We start from the raw sequence: 24,321 nt of genomic DNA on the forward strand, positions 1-24,321 counted from the left end.
GATGGTCGACCGCCCGGTTAGCTTGTCGTTATCTGAAAATGGGCATCGGGCCTGACGGCCCCTGAGCCTTTTTCTGTTCACGCAATTGGCGGCCAAGTTCGGCGATCCTGGTTTCTCCGGCAACTAGCGCGTCTGCATTGGTATGCACCGAGTAATGGCCGAGTTGCAGTGGGTAGGGATGCGGTGCGGCGGAGCCGATCACGAACACGGCATCTTCCTCGCCGGCCGTCAGCCGTATGGCCTCGTTACCCGCCTCGAATACCACCATCTCGCCTGCGTCGACCCGCTCGGGCGAGGTCAGCCTGCCACGGCTGACGCTCAGCCACAGGGACTCGTGCTGCGCCTGTGGCCTGTATTCCCAGGTTTCGCCCTTGGCGATGGTCACCAGCAGGTAAGTGATGTTTTCAGGTGCGCGAACAGGGCTGCGCACGCCTTCGTAGCTGCCAAGAATTACCCGTGCCGGCCCTGCCTGGGGCATGGCGGCAGCTTCCAGGTATTGGCTGTCGACGGCTGCGTTTTCCAGGTGAGGGGGCAGTGCCACCCACAGCTGGAAGCCCTGAACGCGTTTGGATGTGCCGGCACTCATTTCTTTGCCATGCCAGACGCCGCCACCCGCACGCATCCATTCGACGCCACCGTAGGCAATTTCCCCCTTGCCGGCATCAGGGTCGTCGAAGTGCAGATTTCCTTCGGTGATTACGGTGACGGTGGCGATTCCCGAGTGGGGGTGCATCGGCATCTGGCCGACGAACGAGCTGTCCGCCTCGAACAAGTCGAGAAAAACGAAGGGCTTGATGACATGGCCAAGGTCGGAGGGGCTCATCAGGCGCACGATCGGTCCATGGCCTCGAGTGCGATGGCTTATCTGGCGTGTCGCTGTGCTGTGGGAAAGCGCTGAACTGTTCATGGTGATCCTCTGAATGCATGGCCCCGCTGCCTGTATGGGGGGCGACGACTGATGGCGTGGAAGGATCATATGGGTTCTTGATTGGTATGATTAGAGCCTACAATTGATTTTAACCAAGCCATTTATGGAGTAATCCCGTGTTCGATCTGAACGATGTCGCCCTATTCATTCAGGTCGTCGAGGCGGGAAGCTTCGCGGGGGCAGCGCGGCGTATGGGGGTTCCATCCAACACCCTGAGCCGGCGTGTCAAACAGCTGGAAGAAACCCTGGGAGTGCGTCTGTTGCACCGCTCCACACGCAAGCTGGCGCTCACCGATGCAGGTCGTTCGCTCTTCGAGCAAAGCGTCGCGCAGGTTGCTGATTTGCTGGAGGTCAGTCGACGCTTCACCGATGGCAGTCAGGAACCGGCAGGGCAGATACGGGTTGCCGTCACGGCAGATTTTTTCGACCTGTTCCAGATGGCGTTCATCGCCCGTTTTCTCGAGCGATACCCGCGGGTCCAGCTGGATTTTCTGCTCAGCGACAATCGGGTCGACCTGATCGCTGAGGGTATCGATCTGGCATTCAGGGCTGGAGCATTGCCGGACTCCAGTTTCGTCGCACGAAAAATCCTCACGGACAGCCGCATGCTTGCTGCCAGCCCCGGGTACCTGCAGAAACACGGCATACCCGATGATATTCATGCGTTGGCGCAACATTCCTGCATCCATCCATCCAACCGTTCGGGGCAAACGGCATGGCACTTTCCCGGGCCACAGGGGGACATCCCGATCCAGGTGAGCGGGCGCTTTTGCGCGAACACGGCACAGGCTCAGTTGAAGGCCGCCGTTGCCGGGCTGGGCATATGTTTCCTGCCTCGGCCCATCCTCTACACGAGCCTGAAGCTGGGAGAACTCGTCGAGGTACTGCCTGACCGCAGGCAGCAGGGCAACGACATGTTCATCGTTTACCCCAGCAAGCGACAAATCCCGCACGCTGTCAGCGTGTTCGCCGACGAGGCGGTCGCCTACCTGCTCGAAGAGACCGAGAAGAGGTACCTCGGCGCTTGAGTGGCCAGGCTCCGATGTGCTGAACGGCTAGTTTTCCCCAGTCAGCTGGTCCTCCATGCGGCCCGAGGCCTCGCGGTCGTGCTGGTAGTGGCTCTTGAAAGGGAAGGGAGGGAGCCAGGATTCGCGCCGGGTCGTCCAGCTTTCGTAGCTCGGCAGCAATTGGTCCGGGGCATCGAGTGCGCCCAGGTGCACGTCGATTTCGTCGGCGCTCCGGGCGAATACCGATGAGCCACAGCGGGGGCAGAAGAAGCGCCCGGCATAATCCGCGGTTTCGCCGCTGATGGTCACGGCCTCTTCAGGAAATATTGCGGCCGCGTAGAACAGTGCGCCGTGATGCTTGCGGCAGTCGAGGCAATGGCAGAGGCCGACCCGGTACGGACGGCCACGAGCCTCCAAGCGTACCTGGCCGCACAGGCAGCCACCGGTGAATCGATCCATACGCACCTCCTTCGATATAAACACCGGCTGCCGCTCGCAAACGCTCAACGTTATCTAGACGGTAGCAGCCAGGCGCAGATCGAGGTGCGATCAGGCCCGGTACGCGCGCAGGAACATCCGTACTGCTTCCTGAGCATGCTGTTCCAGCTCGGCCGCACTTGGAGGGGCACCACAACCGATCAGCAGGCGAAAGTTGGCGCAGCCCTTGAACAGAGAAAAGAACTGGTCCGCGGCTACCTTGGGTGACTCGATGGATAGCTGGCCATTCTGGTTCGCCTTGCTCAGCAAGCGCTCCATTTCCGCCAGCAGCGGTTGTGGGCCCGCCTCATAAAAGACTTTCGCCAGCAGCGGGTCCTTGCTGCCGAGGCTGGTCATCAGTCGATGCAGTTCGACCGACTCGGCACTGTTGATCAGGCGGTTGAAGCCGCTGGCGATATTGAGCAGGACCGTCTCGAGATCGGCATGTTCGGGCAGCTCGAACAGCAGCTCGGGCAGCTGCTCCTCGCACTTGGCCTTCACCGCCGCGCAGAACAGCGTCTCCTTGTCGGTGAAGTGGCTGTACACGGTGAGCTTGGAAACACCGGCGTGGGCGGCAATGGCGTCCATGCTGCTGCCGGCATAGCCGTAACGCAGGAACAGGCATTTCGCGGCTTCGAGGATGGCTTCGCGCTTGGCGGGATCTTTGGGGCGGCCGGGGCCGCTGGTAGGCAACGAAGTATTCGACATAGGGCGATTTTAATTCTGGACTGGTGAGTACGCTATTTTTAATATACTCGGCAGTACAAATATTAAAAAGTTCCCCGGAAGGACGCTCATCATGTTCCGCCATGCTCTGTCTCGCGTTGTGCCTGTCTGTCTTGTTCTGTCCCTGGTCGCCTGCAGCAATGCGGAGGCTCCGCAGCCGGGCATTCGTCCCGCCATGGTGGCGCAGCCGCAACTGGCGACGGAGCTGGTGGATTCCTATCCCGGCGAGATAAGAGCGCGGCTGGAGCCGGAACTGGCGTTCCGCATCGGCGGCAAGGTGACCAGGCGCCTGGTCGAGGTAGGGCAGCGGGTCGACAAGGATGCCGCGCTGGCCGAGCTCGACCCCCAGGACGTGCGCCTGCAACTGGACGCCTCCCGTGCCCAACTGCAGTCGGCGGAGTCCAATCTGCAACTGGCCCGTGCCGAGCGTGATCGCTACCGCACCCTCCAGCAGCGCGGGATGATCAGCAAGTCGCAGTCCGACAATGCCGAAAACACCTTCCGCGCCGCCGAGGCTCGCCTGCGCCAGGTACGTGCCGAACTCAACGTCGCCGATAACCAGGCCGGTTATGCAGTGCTCAAGACGCCGCAGAGTGGCGTGATCCTGCAACGCAGCGCCGAGGTCGGTCAGGTGGTGTCGGCCGGCCAGACGGTGTTCGTGCTGGCTGCCGATGGTGAGCGCGAGGTGCTGATCGATCTGCCTGAGCAGGTGATCGGCAGCCTGAGCATCGGTCAGGAGGTCGCCGTGGAACTCTGGTCGCAGCCTGGCGAACGCCTGGCCGGGCGCATCCGTGAACTCTCGCCGGCGGCCGATCCGCGCTCGCGTACCTATGCTGCGCGCATCGCCCTGCAGCAGCGCGACGCGCAGGTTGAACTTGGCCAGAGCGCCCGGGTGTTCATCGCCCGCAACGGCGATGTACCGCTGGCGGTGCCGTTGTCGGCATTGACCGCCGAGAAGGATCAGCCCTACGTCTGGGTGGTCGATCCGCAAACCTCGACGCTCAGGCGTACTGCGGTGCGAGTTGGTCCCTATGGTGAAAAACTGGTGCCGGTGCTGGACGGTCTGAAGGCCAGCGACTGGGTGGTGGTAGCCGGCGTGCAGGTGCTGCTGGACGGGCAGCGGATACGTCCGGTGGACCGAGACAACCGAGCGGTTGATCTGGCAGCGAAGGAGTAAGCGTCGATGTCCTTCAACCTTTCCGCCTGGGCGCTGCATCACCGGCAGATCGTCCTGTACCTGATGTTGCTGCTGGGCATCGTTGGCGCCCTGTCGTATTCCAAGCTCGGGCAGAGCGAGGACCCGCCATTCACCTTCAAGGCCATGGTGGTGAAAACCAACTGGCCCGGCGCCACCGCCGAGCAGGTGGCGCGGCAGGTTACCGAACGCATCGAGAAGAAGCTGATGGAGACCGGCGAGTACGATCGCATCGTGTCCTTCTCACGGCCTGGCGAATCTCAGGTCACCTTCCTGGCTCGCGATTCCATGCATTCCAACGAGATTCCCGAGCTCTGGTACCAGCTACGCAAGAAGATCGCCGATATTCGCCACACCCTGCCAGGCGGTATCCAGGGGCCGTTCTTCAACGACGAGTTCGGCACCACCTTCGGCAACATCTACGCGCTGACCGGCAGCGGTTTCGATTACGCGGTGCTCAAGGATTATGCCGACCGCGTGCAACTGCAACTGCAGCGGGTCAAGGACGTCGGCAAGGTCGAGCTGGTCGGCCTGCAGGACGAAAAGATCTGGATCGAACTGTCCAACACCAAGCTGGCCACTCTTGGCCTGCCGCTCGCTGCCGTGCAGCAGGCCCTCGAACAGCAGAACGCGATGGCCGTGGCGGGCTTCTTCGAGACCGGCTCCGACCGCGTGCAGTTGCGGGTCAGCGGCAGTTTCGAGACGGTCGAGCAGATCCGCGATTTCCCCATTCGCGTGGCCGATCGCACCTTCCGCATTGGCGACGTCGCCGAGATCAACCGTGGCTTCAACGATCCACCCGCGCCACGCATGCGTTTCATGGGTGAAGATGCCATCGGCCTGGCGGTGTCGATGAAGCCCGGTGGCGACATTCTGGTCCTCGGCAAGGCGCTGGAGGTTGAGTTCACGCGGTTGCAGAACAACCTGCCGGCGGGCATGCAGCTGCGCAAGGTGTCGGACCAGCCGGCAGCGGTGAAGACCGGCGTCGGTGAGTTCGTCAAGGTGCTCACCGAGGCGCTGATCATCGTGCTGCTGGTTAGCTTCTTCTCCCTGGGCATGCGTACCGGGCTGGTGGTGGCACTGTCGATTCCCCTGGTGCTGGCGATGACCTTCGCCGCCATGTACTACCTGAACATCGGCCTGCACAAGATTTCCCTGGGAGCACTGGTGCTGGCGCTGGGTCTGCTGGTGGACGACGCGATCATTGCCGTGGAAATCATGGCGATCAAGATGGAGCAGGGCTACGACCGTCTCAAGGCGGCCAGCTTCGCCTGGACGAGTACGGCGTTTCCGATGCTCACCGGCACCCTGATCACCGCCGCAGGCTTTCTGCCGATCGCCACGGCGCAGTCGGGCACTGGCGAGTACACCCGCTCGATCTTTCAGGTGGTGACCATCGCGTTGTTGATGTCCTGGGTCGCTGCGGTGATGTTCGTGCCTTATCTGGGCGCTCGTTTCCTGCCGGATCTGGCCAAGCAGGCGGCTCAGAAACGCGGTGGCAGCGGTGCAGGGCACGATCCCTATGACACGGCGTTCTACAAGCGCGTCCGGCGCGTGGTCGACTGGTGCGTGCGACGGCGCAAGACGGTGATCGTGCTGACCCTGGCGCTGTTCGTCGGCTCGATCCTGCTGTTCCGCTTCGTGCCGCAGCAGTTCTTCCCGGCATCGGGGCGACTGGAGCTGATGGTCGACTTCAAACTGGCCGAAGGCGCTTCGTTGATCGCCACCGAGGCCGAGGTGCGGCGTCTCGAGGAGCGCCTGGCCGGGCATCCCGGTGTGGATAACTACGTGGCTTACGTGGGGACCGGCTCACCGCGTTTCTACCTGCCGCTGGATCAGCAACTGCCGGCGACCAGCTTCGCGCAGATCGTCGTGCTGGCGAAAACCATCGAGGATCGCGAGGCCGTGCGCAGCTGGCTGATCGGCGTGTTGAACGATGAGTTCCCAAGCCTGCGCACGCGCATCTCGCGTCTGGAGAACGGGCCGCCGGTGGGCTACCCCGTGCAGTTCCGGGTTTCCGGCGAGCATATCGACGAAGTCCGCGGGCTGGCCCGGCAAGTCGCCGACAAGGTGCGTGACAACCCTTATGTGGTCAACGTGCATCTGGACTGGGAAGAGCCGAGCAAGGTGGTGTACCTGAATATCGATCAGGACCGCGCCCGGGCGCTGGGCGTCAGCACTGCCGACGTGTCGAAGTTCCTGCGCAGCGCGTTGAATGGCTCATCGGTCAGCGATTACCGCGAGGACAACGAACTGATCGAGATTCTTCTGCGCGGCACGCCAGTGGAGCGTCAGGCGCTGGAGTTGCTTCCGAGCCTGGCGGTGCCGACCCAGAGTGGCAAGAGTGTCGCGCTGTCGCAGATCGCCACCCTCGAATACGGCTTCGAGGAGGGGGTGATCTGGCACCGCAATCGCCTGCCGACCGTGACCGTGCGTGCCGATATATACGGTCCGCAGCAGCCCGCGACGCTGACCCAGCAGATTCTGCCGACGCTGGACGACGTGCGTGCGCACCTCCCGGATGGCTACCTGCTGGAAGTGGGAGGCACGGTGGAGGACTCCTCCAGAGGCCAGGCTTCGGTGAATGCCGGCGTGCCGCTGTTCGTGGTGGTGGTACTGACACTGCTGATGCTGCAGCTCAAGAGTTTCTCGCGGTCGATCATGGTGTTTCTCACCGCGCCTCTCGGGCTGATCGGCGTGACCCTGTTCCTGCTGCTGTTCGGCCAACCGTTCGGCTTCGTGGCCATGCTCGGCACCATTGCGCTGTCAGGCATGATCATGCGCAACTCGGTGATTCTGGTCGACCAGATCGAGCAGGACAGAGCGGCGGGGCTGGATACCTGGGATGCCATCGTCGAAGCCACGGTACGGCGCTTCCGGCCCATCGTGCTGACCGCCCTGGCGGCGGTACTGGCGATGATTCCCCTGTCGCGCAGCGTGTTCTTCGGGCCGATGGCGGTGGCGATCATGGGCGGTTTGATCGTGGCCACGGCGCTGACCCTGTTGTTCCTGCCTGCGCTCTACGCCGGATGGTTCAGGGTCAAGCCCGGTGAAAAGCTGCAAATCGCAAGCGACACCTGACGGCAAGTGCCTGACTGCGCCGGGTGCGCGGTCAGGCCTGTTACCGAGGTTTCAGAGCGCGCCGAAGACCTTCTTCGCCAGGCTGGTGGCGGCGGCTGCGGGGTTCTCGCGGATACCGGCTTCCTGCTTGGCGATCATGTCGAACAGGCCGTCGAGTGCCTGTTCGGTCACATAGCTTTCGATATTCGCGCTCTTGGCGTCGAGCACGCCGAAGGTAGCGGCCTGGCTGGCGAAGCTGTTGTACTGTTTGGCCAGGCCGACCTGGTCGGTGGCCTGCTTGACGATGGGCAGAAACTTGGCGCGGATCTGCTCGCGGCTGCTCTTGTTCAGGTATTGAGTCGCCGAGTCCTGCGGGCCGGAGAGAATGCTCTTGGCGTCCTGCACGGTCATCTTCTTGACCGCGTCGACCAGCAGCGCCTGGGCCTGTGGCACGGCGGCTTCGGCGGCCTTGTTCATGCTGGTTTCAAGCTGCTCGACCTGAGCGCCCATGCCCATCATCTTCATGGTCTTGGCGGCCTTGCCGAGCTTGCCCGGCAGCTCGATACGCACCTCGGGGTTGCCACTGAAACCACCCGGTTTGCCGAGCTGCTGCACGGCCACCTTGGCGCCCTGGGTGAGGGCGTCTTTCAGGCCGCCGCTGGCGTCCTGCTGGCTGAGGTCGGAAAGCGACAGGGCGAACACGTTGGCGGACAGCAGCAGGCCGGCGACGAGAACAGGGATGCGGAGCATGGCGGTAACCTTCGAGCGGTGAGATATGCAGCGAGCTTAGCAGGCTGTCGATGTTCTCGGCGAAGGTTGAGGAGGGCGCGAAGGGGAGGCGGCACGCCCTGAGGGCGTGCCGGGTGCATCGTTACTGGACTTCGAGGGCGGTCAGGCTTTCCAGGGTCAGCGCGCCGACGGCCTGGCCATTGGCGGTCTGGTATTCGGTCAGCGCATCGAGGGTGCGCTTGCCGAGCTTGCCATCGACGGTGCCCGGGTTGAAACCGCGCTTGACCAGGCTCTGCTGCAGGCGGGTCACCAGGTTTTCATTGATATCGCCATCGCAGACGGTCTGGCGCGACACGATGCGGGCATTGCCTTCGAAGCGGGTGACCTGCAACTGGCGCTTCTCTTCCGGCACGATGATCTGGTTGGCTTCCACCGGGCGCACCACTTCGGTGGAGGCGACCTTGGTGTACTCCGGGTCCAGCGTCACTTCGATGGCCTGGGCGGGCTTGTCGACGATCCAGCGGGTCACGCTCTTGTATTGAGCCGGGTCGGTCTCGACGCGTACGGTTTCCGGGGACACCAGTTTCTTGACCTTGACCACTTCCTGCTTGGCCGGTACCTGGCGTGCGCAGAACGACATGGCGCCGGTGCCGCTCGAGTAGCGAGTGCCGGCTGCGCGACACTGGTCGAGCACGGTCTTGGCTTCTTCGAGAGTGATGGTTTCCTGGGCATTTTCGTAGACCGCCGGGACGACGATGTAGCGCTTGACCTCAGGGCGGATCTTCACCTGCTCGGATACCACGCGGTAGGTCGGCGGCTCGATGCGGTAGGTCTTGGTGCCTTCACGGGTGACCACCTGCTTGAAGCCCTTGTCGAGCTCGGCAGGGGTGACGGTGATCTTGTTGACCGAGTCCTTGACCACGATCTCCTGGGTGCTCTGCACCGGGCGCGGTCTGACCTGGGCATGAACCCAGCACTGACCGGGCTGGATTTCGTATTCCTGAGGCTCCTGGGCGCTCGCAGCGGCAGCCGTCGGTTTGGCCGGCACGGGCTGGCTGCCTGGTGCGGCGACGGTTGCAGCCTGTGCTGCTGGCTGCGCTGCGGCGGGCGCGGTAGTGGCCTGCTGAGCGACTGGTGCCGGTTGTGCCGGCTTTTCTTCGTTATTGGTCGATGTGGCCGAAGGCTGCATGGCGCAACCCGAAACCATGATCGCCAGTGATCCCAGAATTGTGTAATAACGCACGAAAATCCCTGCCCTAAATGGCCCCAACGACGCATCTTAGGGACTGTTGCAGTAAAGCTCAATAACGGACGAGGCCTATCGTCGTGTCAGATCGACATGACGGTCCGCCCCTAGAGTCCGTCGAGCAACTCCTCGCTGCGATCCATGGTTACCTGACGGATCGACAGGCGAATTTCCGCGGGCAGCACGCGCTTGGCGGCGCCTTCTGCCAACTCGGCGAACTCCGGGTGGTGGCTGAGTTTGCCGGCTTCGTCCTTGCGCAGCACGCCCTGGTCGAGCAGGGTCTGGATGAAGTGGCGGAACAGGCTCTTGTCGAAGAATTCCGGGGCGTTCAGGCCGTGCAGGATCGACAGGCGCTGGGCCATGACCGTGCACAGGTCCTCCAGCTCCTCGGCGCTGATGCTGTTCTGCCCGGCATTGAGCAGCAGGGCGCTGGCCATGTAGAAGCGCTGCAGCGTCTGGGCGATGGCGCGGGACAGCAGGGTCAGCAGCACGAAGTGCCGCGAGCTCGGCGCCGGGCGCACGTACAGGTCGTTCTCGACCTTGAGCAGACCCTGTTCGACGAAGGCCACCAGCCACTGATCGACCACGCCTTCGAGTTCATCCGCGGACCAGCGGATGTACAGCTCGGCCTGCAGGTAGGGATACAGCGCGTGAACGAAGCGCAGGATCTGTTCGCGGCTCATCCGCCCGCTGCTCTGGAAGAAGCTCGCCAACAGGCCGGGCAGGGCGAAGATGTGCAGCACGTTGTTGCGGTAGTAGGTCATCAGGATGGCGTTCTGCTCATCCAGATAGAGAATGCGCCCCAGGGCATCCTTCTGCTCGGAAAGCAATTCCATGCCGCGCACGTATTCGATCAGGGCCAGGCCGTCGCCTTCCGGCACGGTGGTATGCGGCGAGTAGGGCACGCGGCGCAGCAGGCTCTGATACAGGTCGAGGATGCGGGTCAGGGCGCGCTCATCGAGGGCCAGCTTGCTGGTGGAGAGCAGCGCCAGGGCCACCAGGTTGACGGGGTTGATCGCTGCCGCTTCGTTGAGGCGCTGAGCCACCCGCTCGCCGAGGCGGTTGGTGGTCTCGTTGAGCCAGGCCGGGCGATAGTCCGGCCCCAGGTTCTGGTCGCGCCAGTCCGGCTGTTGCCCGTCGAGAAAGCTGTCGAGCTTGATCGGCTCGCCGAAGTTGACCCAGACATGGCCGAAGCGCTGCTTGAGCGCGCCGATGACCTTGAAGATATCGAAGATCGATTCCTTCTTCTTGCTCGCACCACGCAGCTCGCCCAGATAGGTGCGGCCTTCCAGCACCCGCTCGTAGCCGATGTACACGGGCACGAACACCACCGGCAGGCGATGGCTCTGCAGATAACTGCGCAGGGTGATGGCGAGCATGCCGGTTTTCGGCCGCAGCATGCGGCCGGTGCGCGAACGACCACCCTCGACGAAGTACTCCACCGGATAACCCTTGCTGATCAGGGTGTGCAGGTACTCGTTGAACACGGCCGTATAGAGCGGGTTGCCCTTGAAGGTACGGCGCATGAAGAACGCACCGCCGCGGCGCAGCAGGCCACCGATGACCGGCATGTTGAGGTTGATGCCGGCAGCGATGTGCGGCGGCGTCAGGCCGTTGCGGAACAGCAGGTAGGACAGCAGCAGGTAGTCGATATGGCTGCGGTGGCAGGGCACGTAGATCACCTCGTGACCCTGGGCGATGTCCTGCACGCCTTCGATATGGTTGACCTTGATGCCGTCGTAGATCTTGTTCCAGAACCAGGACAGGATCAGCTCGAGAAAACGGATCGCCGTGTAGGTGTAATCCGACGCGATCTCGTTGCCGTAACGCAGGGCGAGGGCCTCGGCCTTGTGCACCGGAATGTTCTCGCGCTCGGCCTCTTCGGCGATCGCCTGGCGAACTTGCGGGCCATGTACCAGGCCCTTGACCAGATTGCGCCGGTGCGACACGTCCGGGCCGATGACCGCGGCCTTCTGGTTGCGAAAGTGCACCCGCAGGATGCGGTGAACCATGCGCAGGGTGCGCTCCTGGCCCTTGTTCTGCGCGATCAGCTCGCGCAACTGGATGGGGGTGGAAAACTGCACGCGGGTGGTGCGGCCGAGGATCAGAATGCTGACCAGACGGCGCAGGCGGCCGGTGACCGCCCAACTGTCGGCGAACAGCAGCTTCCAGGCGCTGGTTTCGTGATCCGGCGACTGGCCCCAGAACACGCTGACCGGAATGATCTGCGCTTCTTCCGCGCTGTTTTCGCCAAGGGCCGTGACCATTCGCTGCAAGGTCGGCGAAATGCCGCGCTTGTCCTGACGGCCGAGCCAGTCGGGTTCCGGGGTCAGGTAGAAGAACGCCGCCGGTTCCATCAGCTCGCCGACTGCCACCGGCAGCACCGGCCGCGGCAAACCAGCCTTGGTGCATTCTCGATCGAGTACCGCCAGATCGCTCACCGAAGGCTGCTGCAGCACGTAGAACACCGGCTTGCTGCGGTCGAGCTTGAGGGTGAACGCCGACTGGTTGATGGTTTCCGAGCGCACCCACAGGTACAGGAGGCGGCGCAGGGTACCGAATGCGAGACGGCGAAGCGGGGAGCGGGTCATACGAGATCTGGCTGTGGCGACGAGCCTGTGCTCGGGGGCGCTAGTGTGCCGGATCACCGCCCTGTCGGCAAAATCTTGTAAAAGTTGGCGTTTCGTCGCGAAAAGTTCATTTGACAGCTACCTGCTGGTGCACGAGGCAGTCCCGCGCAGGTGGCGAGATCGCCTCGGCGGCGAATCTGCATGCTCCGGTCACGGGAGGGGCGGAGTACGACGCGTCTGCCTAAGCTTATTCGAATAAGCTATTTAATTATTTTGCATCCATTCAATTAGGGTATATCGACTCCGCGTCGTGGCCCTCGTTTGGTAAGGCGCGACGTCTTGCAAATCGAGGTGTGTATGGTTCATCCGACGGCTGCCGAAAGCGGTTCGCCCGCGCTGCAGAATACATCAGGCGACGCCCTGGACCTGGCGCCGCGCCTTGCCCCAGCGCGCATTCTGCGCAACGACGAAGAGGCGCTGCAGGCGGCGCACGAACTGGCCGAGGCGGCGCGCGATCAGGCCATCGAGCGTGACCGCGAGCGTCAGTTGCCCTGGACCCTGATCGAGCAGTTCACCGCCAGTGGCCTGGGCAGCATCGCCGTGCCCCGGGAGTTCGGCGGCCCGCAGGTGTCCTATCGCACCATCGCCGAGGTCTTTCGGGTGATTTCCGCGGTGGACCCGGCCCTCGGGCAGATTCCCCAGAATCAGTTCGGCATGCTCGCCCTGCTGCAGTTGCTGGGCACCCCGGCGCAGCGCCAGCGGCTGTTCGGCAGCGTGCTGCAGGGCTGGCGCATCGGCAACGCCGGGCCTGAGCGCAGCAGCAAGCACACGCTGGATCTGCGTGCCCGGGTAGAACACGACGGTCAGCGTTACCTGCTCACTGGCGAGAAGTTCTACTCCACCGGCGCCATTTTCGCCCACTGGGTCGCCGTCAAGGCACTGGATGAGCAGGGGCGGCCGGTGCTCGCGCTTATCCAGCGTGGGCGTCAGGGGTTGCGCATCGTCGATGACTGGTCCGGCTTCGGTCAGCGCACCACGGCCAGTGGCACGGTGCTGCTGGACCGGGTCGAGGTGGATGCCGAGAACCTGATCCCGCTTTGGCAGTTCGGCGAACGCCCCAGCATTCAGGGCGCCGCCTCCCAGCTCATCCAGGCCGCCATCGATGCCGGTATCGCTGCTGGCGCGCTGCGCGACGCGATTGCCTTCGTCCGCGAGAAATCCCGGCCCTGGGTCGATGCCAATGTCGAGCGGGCCAGCGACGACCCCTACGTGATCGCCGACATCGGCCGTTTGCATGTGGATCTGCATGCTGCCGAGGCGCTGCTGCGCAAGGCGGCCGGGGTGCTCGACGATGTCAGTGCCGACGTCATCGATGCCGATGCGGCCGCGCGCGCGTCGATTGCGGTCGCCGAAGCCAAGGTGCTGACCACCGAGATCAGTCTGCTGGCCAGCGAAAAGCTGCTGGAGCTGGCCGGCAGCCGCGCCACCCTGGCCGAGTTCGGCCTCGACCGGCACTGGCGCAACGCCCGTACCCACACCCTGCACGACCCGGTGCGCTGGAAGTACCACGCCGTTGGTGCCTACCACCTCAACGGGCGTCACCCCGCCCGTCACTCCTGGATCTGAGCCATGAACGCATCCTTGAATCCCGCGCCGGCACTGATCGGCAGTGACGCCGAAGCGCTGGAGATCGCCAATGCCCTGGCCGAGGTATTTCGCGCCGGCTCCGCCCAGCGAGACCGTGAACGCCTGCTGCCGCACGCCGAACTGGAACTGTTCAGCCGCTCCGGTTTATGGGCGATCAGCGTGCCGAAGGCATTTGGTGGCGCCGGAGTTTCCAGTGTCACCCTGGCCAGGGTGATCGCGCGAATAGCCCAGGCCGATGGCTCGCTCGGGCAGATCCCCCAGAACCATTTCTATGCCCTGGAAGTGCTGCGCATCAACGGCAACGTCGAGCAGCAGCGCCGCCTGTATGGCGAAGTACTGCAGGGCGTGCGCTTCGGCAACGCGCTCGCGGAGCTGGGCACCAAAACCTCGCAGGATCGCACCACGCGGCTGATCGCCGATGGCGAGAACTTCCGCATCGACGGGCGCAAGTTCTACGCCACCGGTGCCCTGTATGCCCAGCGCATCCCCACCCTGGCGGTAGACGAGCAGGGCATCGGCCACCTGGCGTTCGTGCCTCGCCATGCCCCAGGGCTGGAAATCATCGATGACTGGAGCGGCTTCGGTCAGCGCACCACGGGCAGTGGCTCGGTGCTGTTGCAGCAGGTGCCGGTAGCTGCCGCCGATGTGGTGCCGTTCCAGGCTTCGTTCGAGCGCCCGACCACGGTCGGCCCCTTCGCCCAGTTGCTGCATGCCGCCATCGATATCGGTATCGCCCGTGCAGCCTACGAGGACACCCTGAGCTTCGTGCGCAACAGTTCCCGGCCGTGGATCGACTCGGGCGTGGACAAGGCCAGCGATGATCCGCTGACCCTCAAGGCGATAGGCCGGCTGGCCATTCATCTGCATGCCGCCGAAGCGCTGCTCGAACGCGCCGGCGAACACCTCGACCGCGCCCAGGCTGCGCCCGATGCGGCCAGTGTGGCGGCAGCCTCCATCGCCGTGGCCGAGGCGCGGGCCATCGGTACCGAGGCTTCGCTGGCGCTGTCCAGCAAACTGCTCGAACTGGCCGGCAGCCGCGGCACCCTGGCCGAGCACAATCTGGATCGCCACTGGCGCAATGCGCGGACCCACACCCTGCACGATCCGGTGCGCTGGAAGTACCACGCGGTGGGCAACTACTACCTCAACGACGCGCTGCCGCCGCGCCGGGGAACCATCTGATGGCCCGGCAGATTCTCCTCAACGCCTTCAACATGAACAGCGTGGGGCATATCCATCACGGTTTGTGGACGCACCCGCGGGACAATTCCACGGCCTTCAATACGCTGCAGTACTGGACCGATCTGGCCAGGCTGCTCGAGCGCGGGCTGTTCGACGGTCTGTTCATCGCCGATATCCTCGGTGTCTACGACGTGTACGGGCAGGGCGTCGATCTGACCTTGCAAGAGGCCATCCAGCTACCGGTCAATGATCCGCTGCTGCTGGTCTCGGCCATGGCCGGGGTTACCCGGCACCTGGGCTTCGGGGTGACCGCCAACCTGACCTATGAAGCGCCGTACCCGTTCGCCCGGCGTCTTTCCACCCTCGATCACCTGAGTGGCGGCAGGGTGGGTTGGAACATCGTCACCGGCTATCTGGAAAGCGCCGCCAAGGCCATGGGCCTGGGCCAGCAGGTCGAGCATGACCGCCGCTATGATCAGGCCGACGAGTACCTCGAGGTGCTCTACAAACTGCTCGAGGGCAGTTGGCAGGACGATGCACTGGTGGTCGACCGCGCTCGGCGTGTCTATGCCCAGCCCGGGAAGGTGCACAAGGTGGTGCACCAGGGCGAGTTCTATCAGGTCGAGGGTTACCACCTCAGCCAGCCGTCGCCGCAACGCACCCCGGTGCTGTTCCAGGCCGGTTCATCGGCGCGCGGGCTGCGCTTCGCCGGTCAGCATGCCGAGTGCGTATTCATCGGTGGGCACAACAAGACCGCGGTGCGCGAGCAGGTCGACAAGGTGCGCGCCAGCGCATTGAGCGCCGGTCGCCCGGCCGAGGCGATCAAGGTGTTCATGGGCATCAGCGTGATCGTCGCCGCTACCGAGGCCGATGCTCGCGACAAGCATGCCGAATACCTGCGCTACGCCAGTGCTGAGGCGGGGCTGGCGCATTTTTCCAGTTCCACCGGCATCGACTTCGCCGAGTACGGCCTGGACGAACCGATTCGTTACCAGAAGACCAATGCCATCGAGTCGGTGGTCAAGGCCTTTACCGCACCGGACAGTGGCTGGACCAAGCGCCGGCTGCTGGAGCAGCACGCCCTCGGTGGCCGCTACCCGGTGCTGGTCGGCTCGCCCTCGCAGGTGGCCGATCAACTGCAGGCCTGGTTCGAGGAGACCGGCCTGGACGGCTTCAACCTGACCCGCATCGTTTCGCCGGAAAGCTACGCCGACTTCATCGAACTGGTGGTGCCCGAACTGCAGAACCGCGGCCTGTACAAGACCGCCTACGCCGATGGCAGCCTGCGCCACAAGCTGTTCGGCCAGGGCCCACGCCTGCCGGAAAACCACAGCGGCGCCGCCTGGCGACGGGCTGACGCTGCACCGCCAATCGCCAATGCGGCCAACCACTCTCACTGATCGACCAAGGATGAAAGCCATGTCTACATTATTGAAAACCCTCGCGCTGGGTACCCTGCTGAGCGTTTCCGGTCTGGCCGCAGCAGCGCAGCCACTGAAGCTCGGCACCACCGCTGCCTTCGCCCCGGCTCTGGAGGTGGCGGTCGCCGAAGCCAAGAAGCAGGGGCTCGAAGTGGAGCTGATCGAGTTCAGCGACTGGATCGCGCCCAACGTCAGCCTTGCCGCTGGCGATATCGACGTGAACTACTTTCAGCACGTGCCGTTCCTCGAGAATGCCAACAAGGATGGCGGCTACGATCTGGTGCCCTACGCGCCGGGCGTGATCAACAACGTCGGCCTGTACTCGAAGCGGTACAGCGACTTCGCCAGCCTGCCCAAGGGCGCCAAGGTGGCGATCGCCAACGACCCGGTAAATGGCGGGCGTGGTCTGCAACTGCTGCAGAAGGCCGGGCTGATTACCCTCAAACCCGGCGTTGGCTACCGGGCCACCCTCGAAGACGTGACCAGCAACCCGAAGGACATCCGCATCATCGAGCTGGAAGCCGTGCAACTGGTGCGTGCGCTCGATGAGGTCGATCTGGCCCAGGGCTATCCGCAATACATCCGCCTGGCCGGCACCCACGATCCCGAATCGGCACTGTTGTTCGATGGCGTGGACAACCCCGAGTACATCATCCAGTTCGTCATCCAGCCAGCCAGCAAGAACGATGAGCGTCTGCGCAAGTTCGTCGATATCTACCAGCACTCGCCGGAGGTCCGTGCGGCCCTCGACAAGGCCCACGGCAAGCTCTACCAGCCAGGCTGGAAAAGCTGAGCATGAGTGGTTTCGATCCCCACCTGCAGCAGGTCGCTCAGGCCCGCCAGGACAGCGAAGCGCAACTGCGCTTCGTCGGCCTCAACAAGGTTTACGCGAGCAGCGAGGGCACGGTCCAGGCGCTGCGTGATATCGACCTGGCCATCAACCGCGCCGAGGTGTTCGGCATCATCGGCCGCAGCGGCGCCGGCAAGTCTTCGTTGATCCGCACCATCAATCGCCTGGAAACGCCGAGCAGCGGCCAGGTGCTGATCGATGGCGAAGACATCGGCCTGCTCGATGAAGATCACCTGGTGCAGCTGCGCCGACGCATCGGCATGATCTTCCAGCATTTCAACCTGATGTCGGCCAAGACCGTGTGGCAGAACGTCGAACTGCCGTTGCGGGTCGCCGGCGTGCCGCGCGAGCAGCGCCAACGCAAGGTGCGCGAGTTGCTGGAGCTGGTCGGCCTGCAGGACAAGCATGGCGTCTACCCGGCGCAGTTGTCCGGCGGCCAGAAGCAGCGCGTGGGGATCGCTCGCGCGCTGGTGCACGATCCGCAGATCCTGCTCTGCGACGAGGCGACGTCGGCCCTCGATCCGGAAACCACCCAGGCGATCCTCGGCCTGTTGCGCGAGATCAACGAGCGCCTGGGGCTGACCATCGTGCTGATCACTCACGAGATGGCGGTGATCCGCGATATCTGCGACCGCGTGGTGGTGCTCGAACAGGGCGAAGTGGTCGAGCAGGGCGAGGTCTGGCGCGTGTTCGGCTCGCCACGGCATGCGGTCACCCGCACCTTGCTGGCGCCGTTGCGCCATGGCCTGCCGGCGGATGTCCAGGCGCGCCTGCGCGCCCACCAGCAAAACCCGGAGGATGCCCTGGTGCTGCGCCTGCAGTTTTCCGGCAGCAACCCCGAGCCGGATCTGGGCGCAGTGGCCGGGGCGCTCGGTGGGCGTCTGGCATTGCTCGATGGTGGAATCGAACGCATCCAGGGCCATGCCCTGGGCTACCTGCTACTGGCAGTGAGTGCTTCACCGCACAGCCATGAAGCGCTCTTGAACAATGCCCGCCAGTTGGCGGATCACGTGGAGGTACTGGGGTATGTCGCTGCTGCTTGATCGTCTCTGGCAGGCGTTTCTCGACACCCTGCTGATGGTCGGCGTGTCGTCGCTGCTGGCCTTGCTCGCGGGTATTCCGCTGGCGGTATTTCTGGTCACCAGCAGCAAGGGCGGGATCTTCGAGGCACCGCGGCTGAATCAGTTGCTGGGCAGTTTCGTCAACCTGTTCCGCTCGATTCCCTTCCTGATCCTGATGGTCGCACTGATCCCGTTCACCCGCTGGGTGGTAGGTACCAGTTACGGCGTATGGGCCGCCGTGGTACCGCTGACCATCGCGGCTACCCCGTTCTTCGCGCGGATCGCCGAGGTCAGTCTGCGTGAGGTCGATCATGGCCTGATCGAAGCGGCCCAGGCCATGGGCTGCCGCCGCTGGCACATCGTCTGGCACGTGCTGTTGCCCGAGGCGCTACCGGGCATCGTCGGCGGCTTCACCATCACCCTGGTGACCATGATCAACTCCTCGGCCATGGCGGGCGCCATCGGTGCTGGTGGCCTCGGCGACCTGGCTTACCGCTACGGTTATCAGCGCTTCGACAGCCAGGTGATGTTGACCGTGATCGTCGCTCTGGTGGTGCTGGTCAGCCTGATCCAGTTCGCGGGCGATCGGCTGGCGCGGGGCCTGAACAAGCGGGCTTGACGCGTTCGCCGTTGGTTTTGGTGGGCTGAAGCCCACCCTACGCCCATCCTGCATTCCACCCTTCAGGTCGTTGCTCAGGCGCTGTGTGGGAATGGCTGCGGGACGCTCTGCGTCCGATGTATAGCCCTGACTGGCGCAGAGCGGCCCGGCCTAGGCTTCCCACGCTGGGGCGTAGGAACCAGCAAACCAGTTTTGGGTTATCAGGAGAGTTGCCAGCGTGTTCAGTGCTCTGATGGTCGATGTGGATGGCGTTCTGATTTGCGGTCGTCCCGCTGACGGTAAACCTTGGGCATTCTCCCTTGAAGAGGACCTGGGTGTTTCACCTGTGGATCTTCAGCGAGAGTTCTTCACTCCTTACTGGAACGATATCGTCCTAGGTCGTTGCGCCTTGGTCGATCATTTGAAAACTGCTTTGGCAAAGGTAGCGCCAGCTCTGTCCTGCGATGACTTTATTGCCTACTGGTTCGAAAACGATGCGCGTCTGAACGGTGACCTGCTGGCCGAGCTTCGCCAACTGCGCGCTGGCGGGGTAAAGGTCTATCTGGCGACCAATCAGGAGCATGTTCGCGCGGCATACCTATCCGACACGCTCGGCCTGGGTCATGACGTTGACGGTATTTACTACTCCGCTGCATTAGGTCACCGCAAACCCGATCGAGCTTTCTTCGAGCAGGCAGCCTTGCTGTCTGGATTTTCGGTTGAGAAGTTGCTGCTGATCGACGACACCCCTGCGAACGTCACGGCTGCACAGGCTTCAGGATGGAGCGCCAATCTTTGGCGAGAGGGAGACTCTCTGCTCAAAATACTGAGTAAGTTCTGATCATATCTGTTGCGCGGGAATGCCTGTAGGGGGGCTCTGCGCCCGATGTCCAGCCCAGGCTGGCGCTGAGCGCCCAGGCCGAGGATCCGACGCAGGAGCTTGCAATCCATCAATGGAAACTGCGTCCCCGTCGCGGACGGCGATCCGCTCCAGCTCATTATCTGCGCGCATCAACCCCATGCAACCTGGTTGCGCTAACAATCATGCTGCCGTGTACGCGTTCTGGTGCGTGGTGTTTTTGATCCCTGCTATAGCCGTGATGAATATCCGGATAAGAAACCTCTATTAGACGATGAGCACGCCTCTGTCCGACTATCGGGGTACGCGAATGGAATCAGCGCGCTTGAACGTTGATAAAAACAAGAAAGAGGAAGGATCATGGCAGCCGCTCGCCTTGTCCGAATTGAAGCCGCGGATTGTCCGCGCAGCGCCGGTCCGCCATGGACCCTGTGTGCATCCCCTGCAGTAGATTCGCCGTACGCCCCAGCCCCGCAGTGCCAGCCACTGTCCGCACCTACGCTCTACCACCCCATCTGCGCACGCGTCGATCGCCCGTCGATCAAAGGCCCCGTCGTGTTTCCCGTACGCGGTCTGACACCGCTTTGTGGCGGCGTCTCGTGAGCGGCGTGCGGTGGATCGCCGGGCTGGGCTTGGCGCTGTTTCTCTGCTCTCTGGCCGGATGGGCAGTGGCCGAGCATTGGGACTGGCTGCGCCTGCCGCTGTCTGGCAGCGATGAGCACCGAATCGATGTGCGGGCCGCCTGGCATGGACGTGTGATGGTGGTGAGCTGGAGCGTGATGCTCCCCCTCGGCGTGCTCGCGGCACGCTATTTCAAGGTCATGCCGGGTCAGGGCTGGCCTGCGGTGCTGGATAACAAGCGCTGGTGGCGGATGCATCTGTGGCTGCAGGTGGGTGGCAGCCTGGCCGGGTTGCTGGGTGTGCTGCTGGTACTGGGTATGGCAACCCGGCAGACGGCGTTGGCGCAGTGGCATGCGCTGTGTGGCTGGCTGGTGATGCTGTGCGCGTGCGTCCAACTGGTCAGCGGGTTCTTGCGCGGCTCCAAGGGCGGGCCGACCTGTGAGCAATGGCAGGGCGATCACTACCAGATGACTTCGCACCGGGTGCGTTTCGAACGGCTGCACAAGAGCATTGGCTGGTTGGCGTTGCTGCTGGCGCTGATCGCCACCCTGATAGGCATCACCATGGTCGATGCGCCGCGCTGGATGGCACTGTCCATCGCCGCCTGGTGGGCCGCGTTGTTCATGGTCGGCCTGTTGCTGCAGCGGGCAGGCCGCTGCATCGATACCTACCAGGCCATCTGGGGGCCTGCCCCTACCCACCCGGGCAATCGCCGCCGGCCTATCGGCTGGGGGGTACGTCGCTTGCCTGGAGACTGACTGGCGCTGCCAGACCTATAACAAGGAGATTACCTATATGGAAATGTTGACGCTGCTGATGCTGGGCGCGGGTGCCCTGAGCATTCTTCTTCTATTGATTCTGGTGGTCCGCATGCCGCCGTTCGTGGCCCTGCTATTGGTGGCTACCGGCCTGGCCCTGGCTGCAGGCGTGCCTGTCGAGCAACTGACCGAAGCCATCGAAGGAGGGCTGGGGAAAACCCTGGGGCACATTGCGGTGATCATTGCTCTGGGGGCGATGATCGGGCGCATGGTCGAACTGTCCGGTGGTGCTGAAGCGCTCGCCGGTTACATGGTGCGGCGCTTCGGCCAGCGACGCGTACCGATAGCCATGATGTTCACGGCCTTCGGGGTGGGGATTCCGGTGTTCTTCGAGGTCGGTGTGATCATGTTGATGCCGCTGGCCTACGGCCTGGCACGCTCGCGCGGCTTGCGCCTGGTGTCGCTGGCCCTGCCCATGTGCGCGGTGCTGCTGGTGGTGCATGCGTTGCTGCCACCACACCCTGGCATGGTCGCGGTGGCGGGGGAGCTGGGCATCGATATCGGCAGGATGCTGATGCTTGGCCTGCCGATTGCGGGGCTGACCAGCGTCGCGATCTTCCTCGCCAGCAAGGTGCTGACCCGTCGTCATCTGGCCATCAGCGACGATGTTGCCGCCAGCCTGACGAATGCCACGAGTACCGTCAGCAACGAAAGCCCGGCACTGCCACGGGCGGGGCTGGTCGCCAGCCTGATCGCGCTGCCCATCGCACTGATCATGCTCGGTACCCTGGCCTCGATGCTCATGCCGGAAAGCGCGATGGGGCGCTCCCTGTTGATGTTCCTGGGTATTCCTTACGTCGCGCTGATGGTGGGTGTGCTGGCCTGCGCCTATCTGCTGGGCATTCGCAGAGGCATGCCACTGGCGACGGTAAGCGAAGTGCTCGGTTCGGCGATTCCCGGCGTCGCCATGGTGATTCTGGTAACCGGTGCCGGTGGCGCCTTCGCCAGGGTTCTGGTGTCCACGGGCATCGGCGGGGCTTTGGCCGAGGCGCTGCAATCCACCGGCCTGCCGCTGCTGCTGATGGCCTTTTCCGTCACCCTGTTGCTGCGTGCCGCCCAGGGGCCCACGACGGTAGCCCTGATGACCACCGCTGGCATCATCGCGCCGCTGGTCGCGGAGGCATCCCTGAGCGCCAGCCAGCTGGCACTTCTCGGCCTGGCCATGGGGGCCGGCGGCATGGCGCTCTCCCACGTCAACGATCCGGGGTTCTGGATCGTCACGCGCATGCTCGGGCTGAGCGTGGCCGATGGCTTGCGCACCTGGACACCGCTTACCACCGTGGGTGGTTTCGTTGCGCTGATACTCATCCTGCTGCTGTGGCCGTGGGTCTGAGCCTGGCGGGATCGATCTTTTTCAGGAGATTCGAAACATGAGTGACCAACAGTTGCAGGCAACACCTGAAATTTTCGACGCACGAGCGGCCGAGCTGTTTCCCCAGGGCGCTGTCGTGCAGCGACTGGCCAGTGGTGCAACCTGGGGCGAGGGGCCGGTATGGATCGAGGACCAGGCCGCTCTGCTGTGGAGCGACATACCCAATGACCGCATGCTGCGCTGGAACGAGGAGCAGGGGCTCAGCGTGTGGCGAACGGGTGCCGAGTTCTGCAATGGCCATACGCTGGATCTGGATGGCTCGCTGTTGCACTGTTCCCACGGACTCAGGGCGATTCTGCGTACTCGCCTCAGCGAGGGGCGTTCGCAGCCACTGGCCGACGACGAACTGGTGGTCAGCCACTATCAGGGGCGACGTCTGAATTCGCCCAACGATATCGTGGTCAAGGGGGACGGTTCGTTGTGGTTCACCGATCCACCGTACGGCATTCTCTCCGATCGAGAAGGGTACAGGGCCGAGCCCGAGCAGCGGCACAACCATGTATTTCGTTTCGACCCGGTCATCGGTGCGCTGGAGATCGCCAGCGATCTGCTGGAAGAGCCCAACGGCCTGGCATTCTCACCGGATGAGCGGGTGCTCTACGTTTCCGATACCTCGGCGGCACTGCGTGCGGATGGCAATCATCAGGTCATCGCCTTCGATGTGCTGGGCGGGCGGGTGCTGGCAAACCCCAGAGTCTTCGCGGTGATCGAGCCTGGGCTGCCGGACGGCTTTCGTGTCGATGCCCGCGGTTGGCTGTTCATCAGCAGTGCCGACGGGGTGCAGGTCTACCATCCGGATGGAACCCGGCTGGCGCACATTCCCGTTCCCGAGAAGGTCGGCAACCTGACGTTCGGTGGTGTGAATGGTCGCTACCTGTTCATCGTCGCCAGCACCTCGCTGTATCGCCTGGAAGTACGGCCTGCGTTGTAGCTTGGAGGGTTCGGTCCGCGTAGCCTCGGTGGGCCGCTCCCCTAAGGGGACGTTCTAGTCCGCGGCGTGTTCTTCCTTCACCGCATCGATGAACGCCTGCATCGCCGAAGACTGGATGCGGTGGCGGCGGGTGATCAGGCCGTAGGGTGGCAGGCGGGGCACGAAGGTGATCGGTAGCACCTTGAGCAGGTGCTTGCCTGGATAGTCGTTGACCACCGAGACCGGGGTCACACCGATCATGTCGGTTTGCTGCAGCAGCGACAGCAGGGTCATGATCGAGGTGGTTTCGACGATGCTGCTGGGGATGTCGACCCGTGCATTGTGGAACGCCTGGTTGATGATGGTGCGCATCGGGCTCGGGTGCTGTTGCAGCACCCAGGTCAGGTCCTGCAACTCTTCCCAGGTCAGTTGCGTGGCGCCGGCCATGGGGTGCTGGGCCCCTGCGACCACGCACAGGGTTTCCTCGCCAAGGCTGTCGAACAGCAGATCATCGGTACGCGCGCCATCGGGAATCCTGCCGAGCACCACGTCGAGCTGATCCTGTTGCAGGGCCTGCACCAGCACGTCGCTGGTGTCGACCTGGATGCTCATGGACAACCTTGGATGGCTTTGCTTGAGGGTGGCGATGGTGCGCGTCAGCAGCCCCGAGGCCAGTGCAGGAATGGCGCCGATGGTGACCCGGCCGAGGTTGCCCGACTCCAGCGCGACGAACTCCTCACGCATGCCCGAGAGCTCGGCGAAGATCATCTTGGCGTAGTAAATCGCCGTTTCGCCAAAGGCGGTGGCGCGCATGCCCCGCGGCAGTCGCTCGAACAGCTCGACGCCGAGCAGGCTCTCGGCCTCGTGAAGCATCTTGGTCGCCGCGGGTTGGGTCATGCCGATTTCTTCGGCGGCCCGGCGCAACGAGCCGAACTCCTGCAGGGCCAGCATCAGGCGCAACTGCCGCAGGCGCAGGCGGCTGTGGATGATGCTGGCGTCTGGAATGCGGGACATGGCGCGGCTCGTGACAGGGGCGATGGGCAA

General features: G+C 63.6%; 19 protein-coding genes and 1 pseudogene. 13 read left to right on the plus strand and 7 right to left on the minus strand.

Going from position 1 to position 24,321, the window contains the following annotated elements:
- Positions 1-28: 28 nt before the first annotated feature.
- The gene (locus FHR27_RS26465) at positions 29-823 is read right to left on the minus strand and encodes a pirin family protein (RefSeq protein WP_179539984.1); all 795 of its coding nucleotides are present in this window, start codon (positions 821-823) and stop codon (positions 29-31) included.
- Positions 824-1,044: 221 nt separating this feature from the next.
- Here FHR27_RS26465 and FHR27_RS26470 point away from each other — a divergent pair, with 221 nt between their 5' ends.
- Complete coding sequence (locus FHR27_RS26470; protein WP_042554963.1) at positions 1,045-1,956, plus strand: LysR family transcriptional regulator; 912 nt, start codon at positions 1,045-1,047, stop codon at positions 1,954-1,956.
- A gap of 27 nt (positions 1,957-1,983) precedes the next feature.
- Here FHR27_RS26470 and FHR27_RS26475 read toward each other — a convergent pair whose 3' ends face one another.
- On the minus strand, positions 1,984-2,394 hold the full coding sequence (locus FHR27_RS26475) for a GFA family protein (protein ID WP_042554964.1): 411 nt from the start codon (positions 2,392-2,394) through the stop codon (positions 1,984-1,986).
- Positions 2,395-2,484: 90 nt separating this feature from the next.
- On the minus strand, positions 2,485-3,120 hold the full coding sequence (locus tag FHR27_RS26480) for a TetR/AcrR family transcriptional regulator (RefSeq protein WP_042554965.1): 636 nt from the start codon (positions 3,118-3,120) through the stop codon (positions 2,485-2,487).
- 91 nt (positions 3,121-3,211) lie between these two features.
- Between FHR27_RS26480 and FHR27_RS26485 the strand changes: the two genes are divergently transcribed.
- Positions 3,212-4,315: an efflux RND transporter periplasmic adaptor subunit gene (locus FHR27_RS26485; RefSeq protein WP_179539985.1), complete on the plus strand. Its 1,104-nt coding sequence runs from the start codon at positions 3,212-3,214 to the stop codon at positions 4,313-4,315.
- A gap of 6 nt (positions 4,316-4,321) precedes the next feature.
- On the plus strand, positions 4,322-7,414 hold the full coding sequence (locus FHR27_RS26490; protein WP_179539986.1) for an efflux RND transporter permease subunit: 3,093 nt from the start codon (positions 4,322-4,324) through the stop codon (positions 7,412-7,414).
- A 51-nt stretch (positions 7,415-7,465) separates the two neighbouring features.
- Here the strand turns inward: FHR27_RS26490 and FHR27_RS26495 are convergent, their stop codons facing one another.
- From FHR27_RS26495 to plsB, 3 genes are all read right to left on the minus strand, one after another.
- Positions 7,466-8,143 (minus strand): DUF4197 domain-containing protein, encoded by a 678-nt coding sequence (locus FHR27_RS26495; RefSeq protein WP_042554968.1) that lies wholly within the window; start codon positions 8,141-8,143, stop codon positions 7,466-7,468.
- A 121-nt stretch (positions 8,144-8,264) separates the two neighbouring features.
- Positions 8,265-9,365, minus strand: a complete 1,101-nt coding sequence (locus tag FHR27_RS27120; protein WP_156152741.1) for a peptidoglycan-binding domain-containing protein — start codon at positions 9,363-9,365, stop codon at positions 8,265-8,267.
- A gap of 110 nt (positions 9,366-9,475) precedes the next feature.
- On the minus strand, positions 9,476-11,959 hold the full coding sequence (gene plsB / locus FHR27_RS26505; protein ID WP_179539987.1) for a glycerol-3-phosphate 1-O-acyltransferase PlsB: 2,484 nt from the start codon (positions 11,957-11,959) through the stop codon (positions 9,476-9,478).
- Positions 11,960-12,295: 336 nt separating this feature from the next.
- Between plsB and FHR27_RS26510 the strand changes: the two genes are divergently transcribed.
- The 10 genes and pseudogenes from FHR27_RS26510 (at position 12,296) to FHR27_RS26555 (ending at position 23,298) form a co-directional block, all read left to right on the plus strand.
- Positions 12,296-13,564, plus strand: coding sequence for an SfnB family sulfur acquisition oxidoreductase (locus tag FHR27_RS26510; RefSeq protein ID WP_179539988.1), 1,269 nt, complete (start codon positions 12,296-12,298; stop codon positions 13,562-13,564).
- Between the two features lie 3 nt (positions 13,565-13,567).
- The gene (locus tag FHR27_RS26515; RefSeq protein ID WP_179539989.1) at positions 13,568-14,767 is read left to right on the plus strand and encodes an SfnB family sulfur acquisition oxidoreductase; all 1,200 of its coding nucleotides are present in this window, start codon (positions 13,568-13,570) and stop codon (positions 14,765-14,767) included.
- Positions 14,767-16,167 carry an LLM class flavin-dependent oxidoreductase gene (locus FHR27_RS26520; RefSeq protein ID WP_042554645.1) on the plus strand — a complete coding sequence of 467 codons (1,401 nt, stop codon included), beginning with the start codon at positions 14,767-14,769 and terminating at the stop codon, positions 16,165-16,167. Before FHR27_RS26515 ends, FHR27_RS26520 begins: the two co-directional genes overlap by 1 nt.
- Before the next feature lie 19 nt (positions 16,168-16,186).
- Complete coding sequence (locus tag FHR27_RS26525; protein ID WP_042554646.1) at positions 16,187-16,981, plus strand: MetQ/NlpA family ABC transporter substrate-binding protein; 795 nt, start codon at positions 16,187-16,189, stop codon at positions 16,979-16,981.
- A gap of 53 nt (positions 16,982-17,034) precedes the next feature.
- A pseudogene (locus FHR27_RS26530) lies at positions 17,035-18,081 on the plus strand (methionine ABC transporter ATP-binding protein); the annotation flags it as partial.
- A complete protein-coding gene (locus tag FHR27_RS26535; protein ID WP_156152730.1) occupies positions 18,071-18,718 on the plus strand; it encodes a methionine ABC transporter permease in 648 nt (215 codons plus the stop codon). The pseudogene FHR27_RS26530 and the gene FHR27_RS26535, both read left to right, overlap by 11 nt.
- A gap of 217 nt (positions 18,719-18,935) precedes the next feature.
- Entirely contained in the window at positions 18,936-19,538 is a 603-nt protein-coding gene (locus FHR27_RS26540; RefSeq protein ID WP_197077030.1) for an HAD-IA family hydrolase, read from the plus strand.
- A 617-nt stretch (positions 19,539-20,155) separates the two neighbouring features.
- Positions 20,156-20,935 carry a hypothetical protein gene (locus FHR27_RS26545; protein WP_197077031.1) on the plus strand — a complete coding sequence of 260 codons (780 nt, stop codon included), beginning with the start codon at positions 20,156-20,158 and terminating at the stop codon, positions 20,933-20,935.
- 37 nt (positions 20,936-20,972) lie between these two features.
- Positions 20,973-22,328, plus strand: coding sequence for a GntT/GntP/DsdX family permease (locus tag FHR27_RS26550; protein WP_179539991.1), 1,356 nt, complete (start codon positions 20,973-20,975; stop codon positions 22,326-22,328).
- Between the two features lie 37 nt (positions 22,329-22,365).
- Positions 22,366-23,298 carry an SMP-30/gluconolactonase/LRE family protein gene (locus FHR27_RS26555; RefSeq protein ID WP_179539992.1) on the plus strand — a complete coding sequence of 311 codons (933 nt, stop codon included), beginning with the start codon at positions 22,366-22,368 and terminating at the stop codon, positions 23,296-23,298.
- 54 nt (positions 23,299-23,352) lie between these two features.
- On the opposite strand, the gene FHR27_RS26560 is transcribed toward FHR27_RS26555, so the two are convergent.
- A complete protein-coding gene (locus FHR27_RS26560; RefSeq protein ID WP_179539993.1) occupies positions 23,353-24,291 on the minus strand; it encodes a LysR family transcriptional regulator in 939 nt (312 codons plus the stop codon).
- Positions 24,292-24,321: the final 30 nt, after the last annotated feature.

Origin of the sequence: Pseudomonas flavescens (assembly GCF_013408425.1) — a bacterium.
GTDB lineage: Bacteria > Pseudomonadota > Gammaproteobacteria > Pseudomonadales > Pseudomonadaceae > Aquipseudomonas > Aquipseudomonas fulva_A.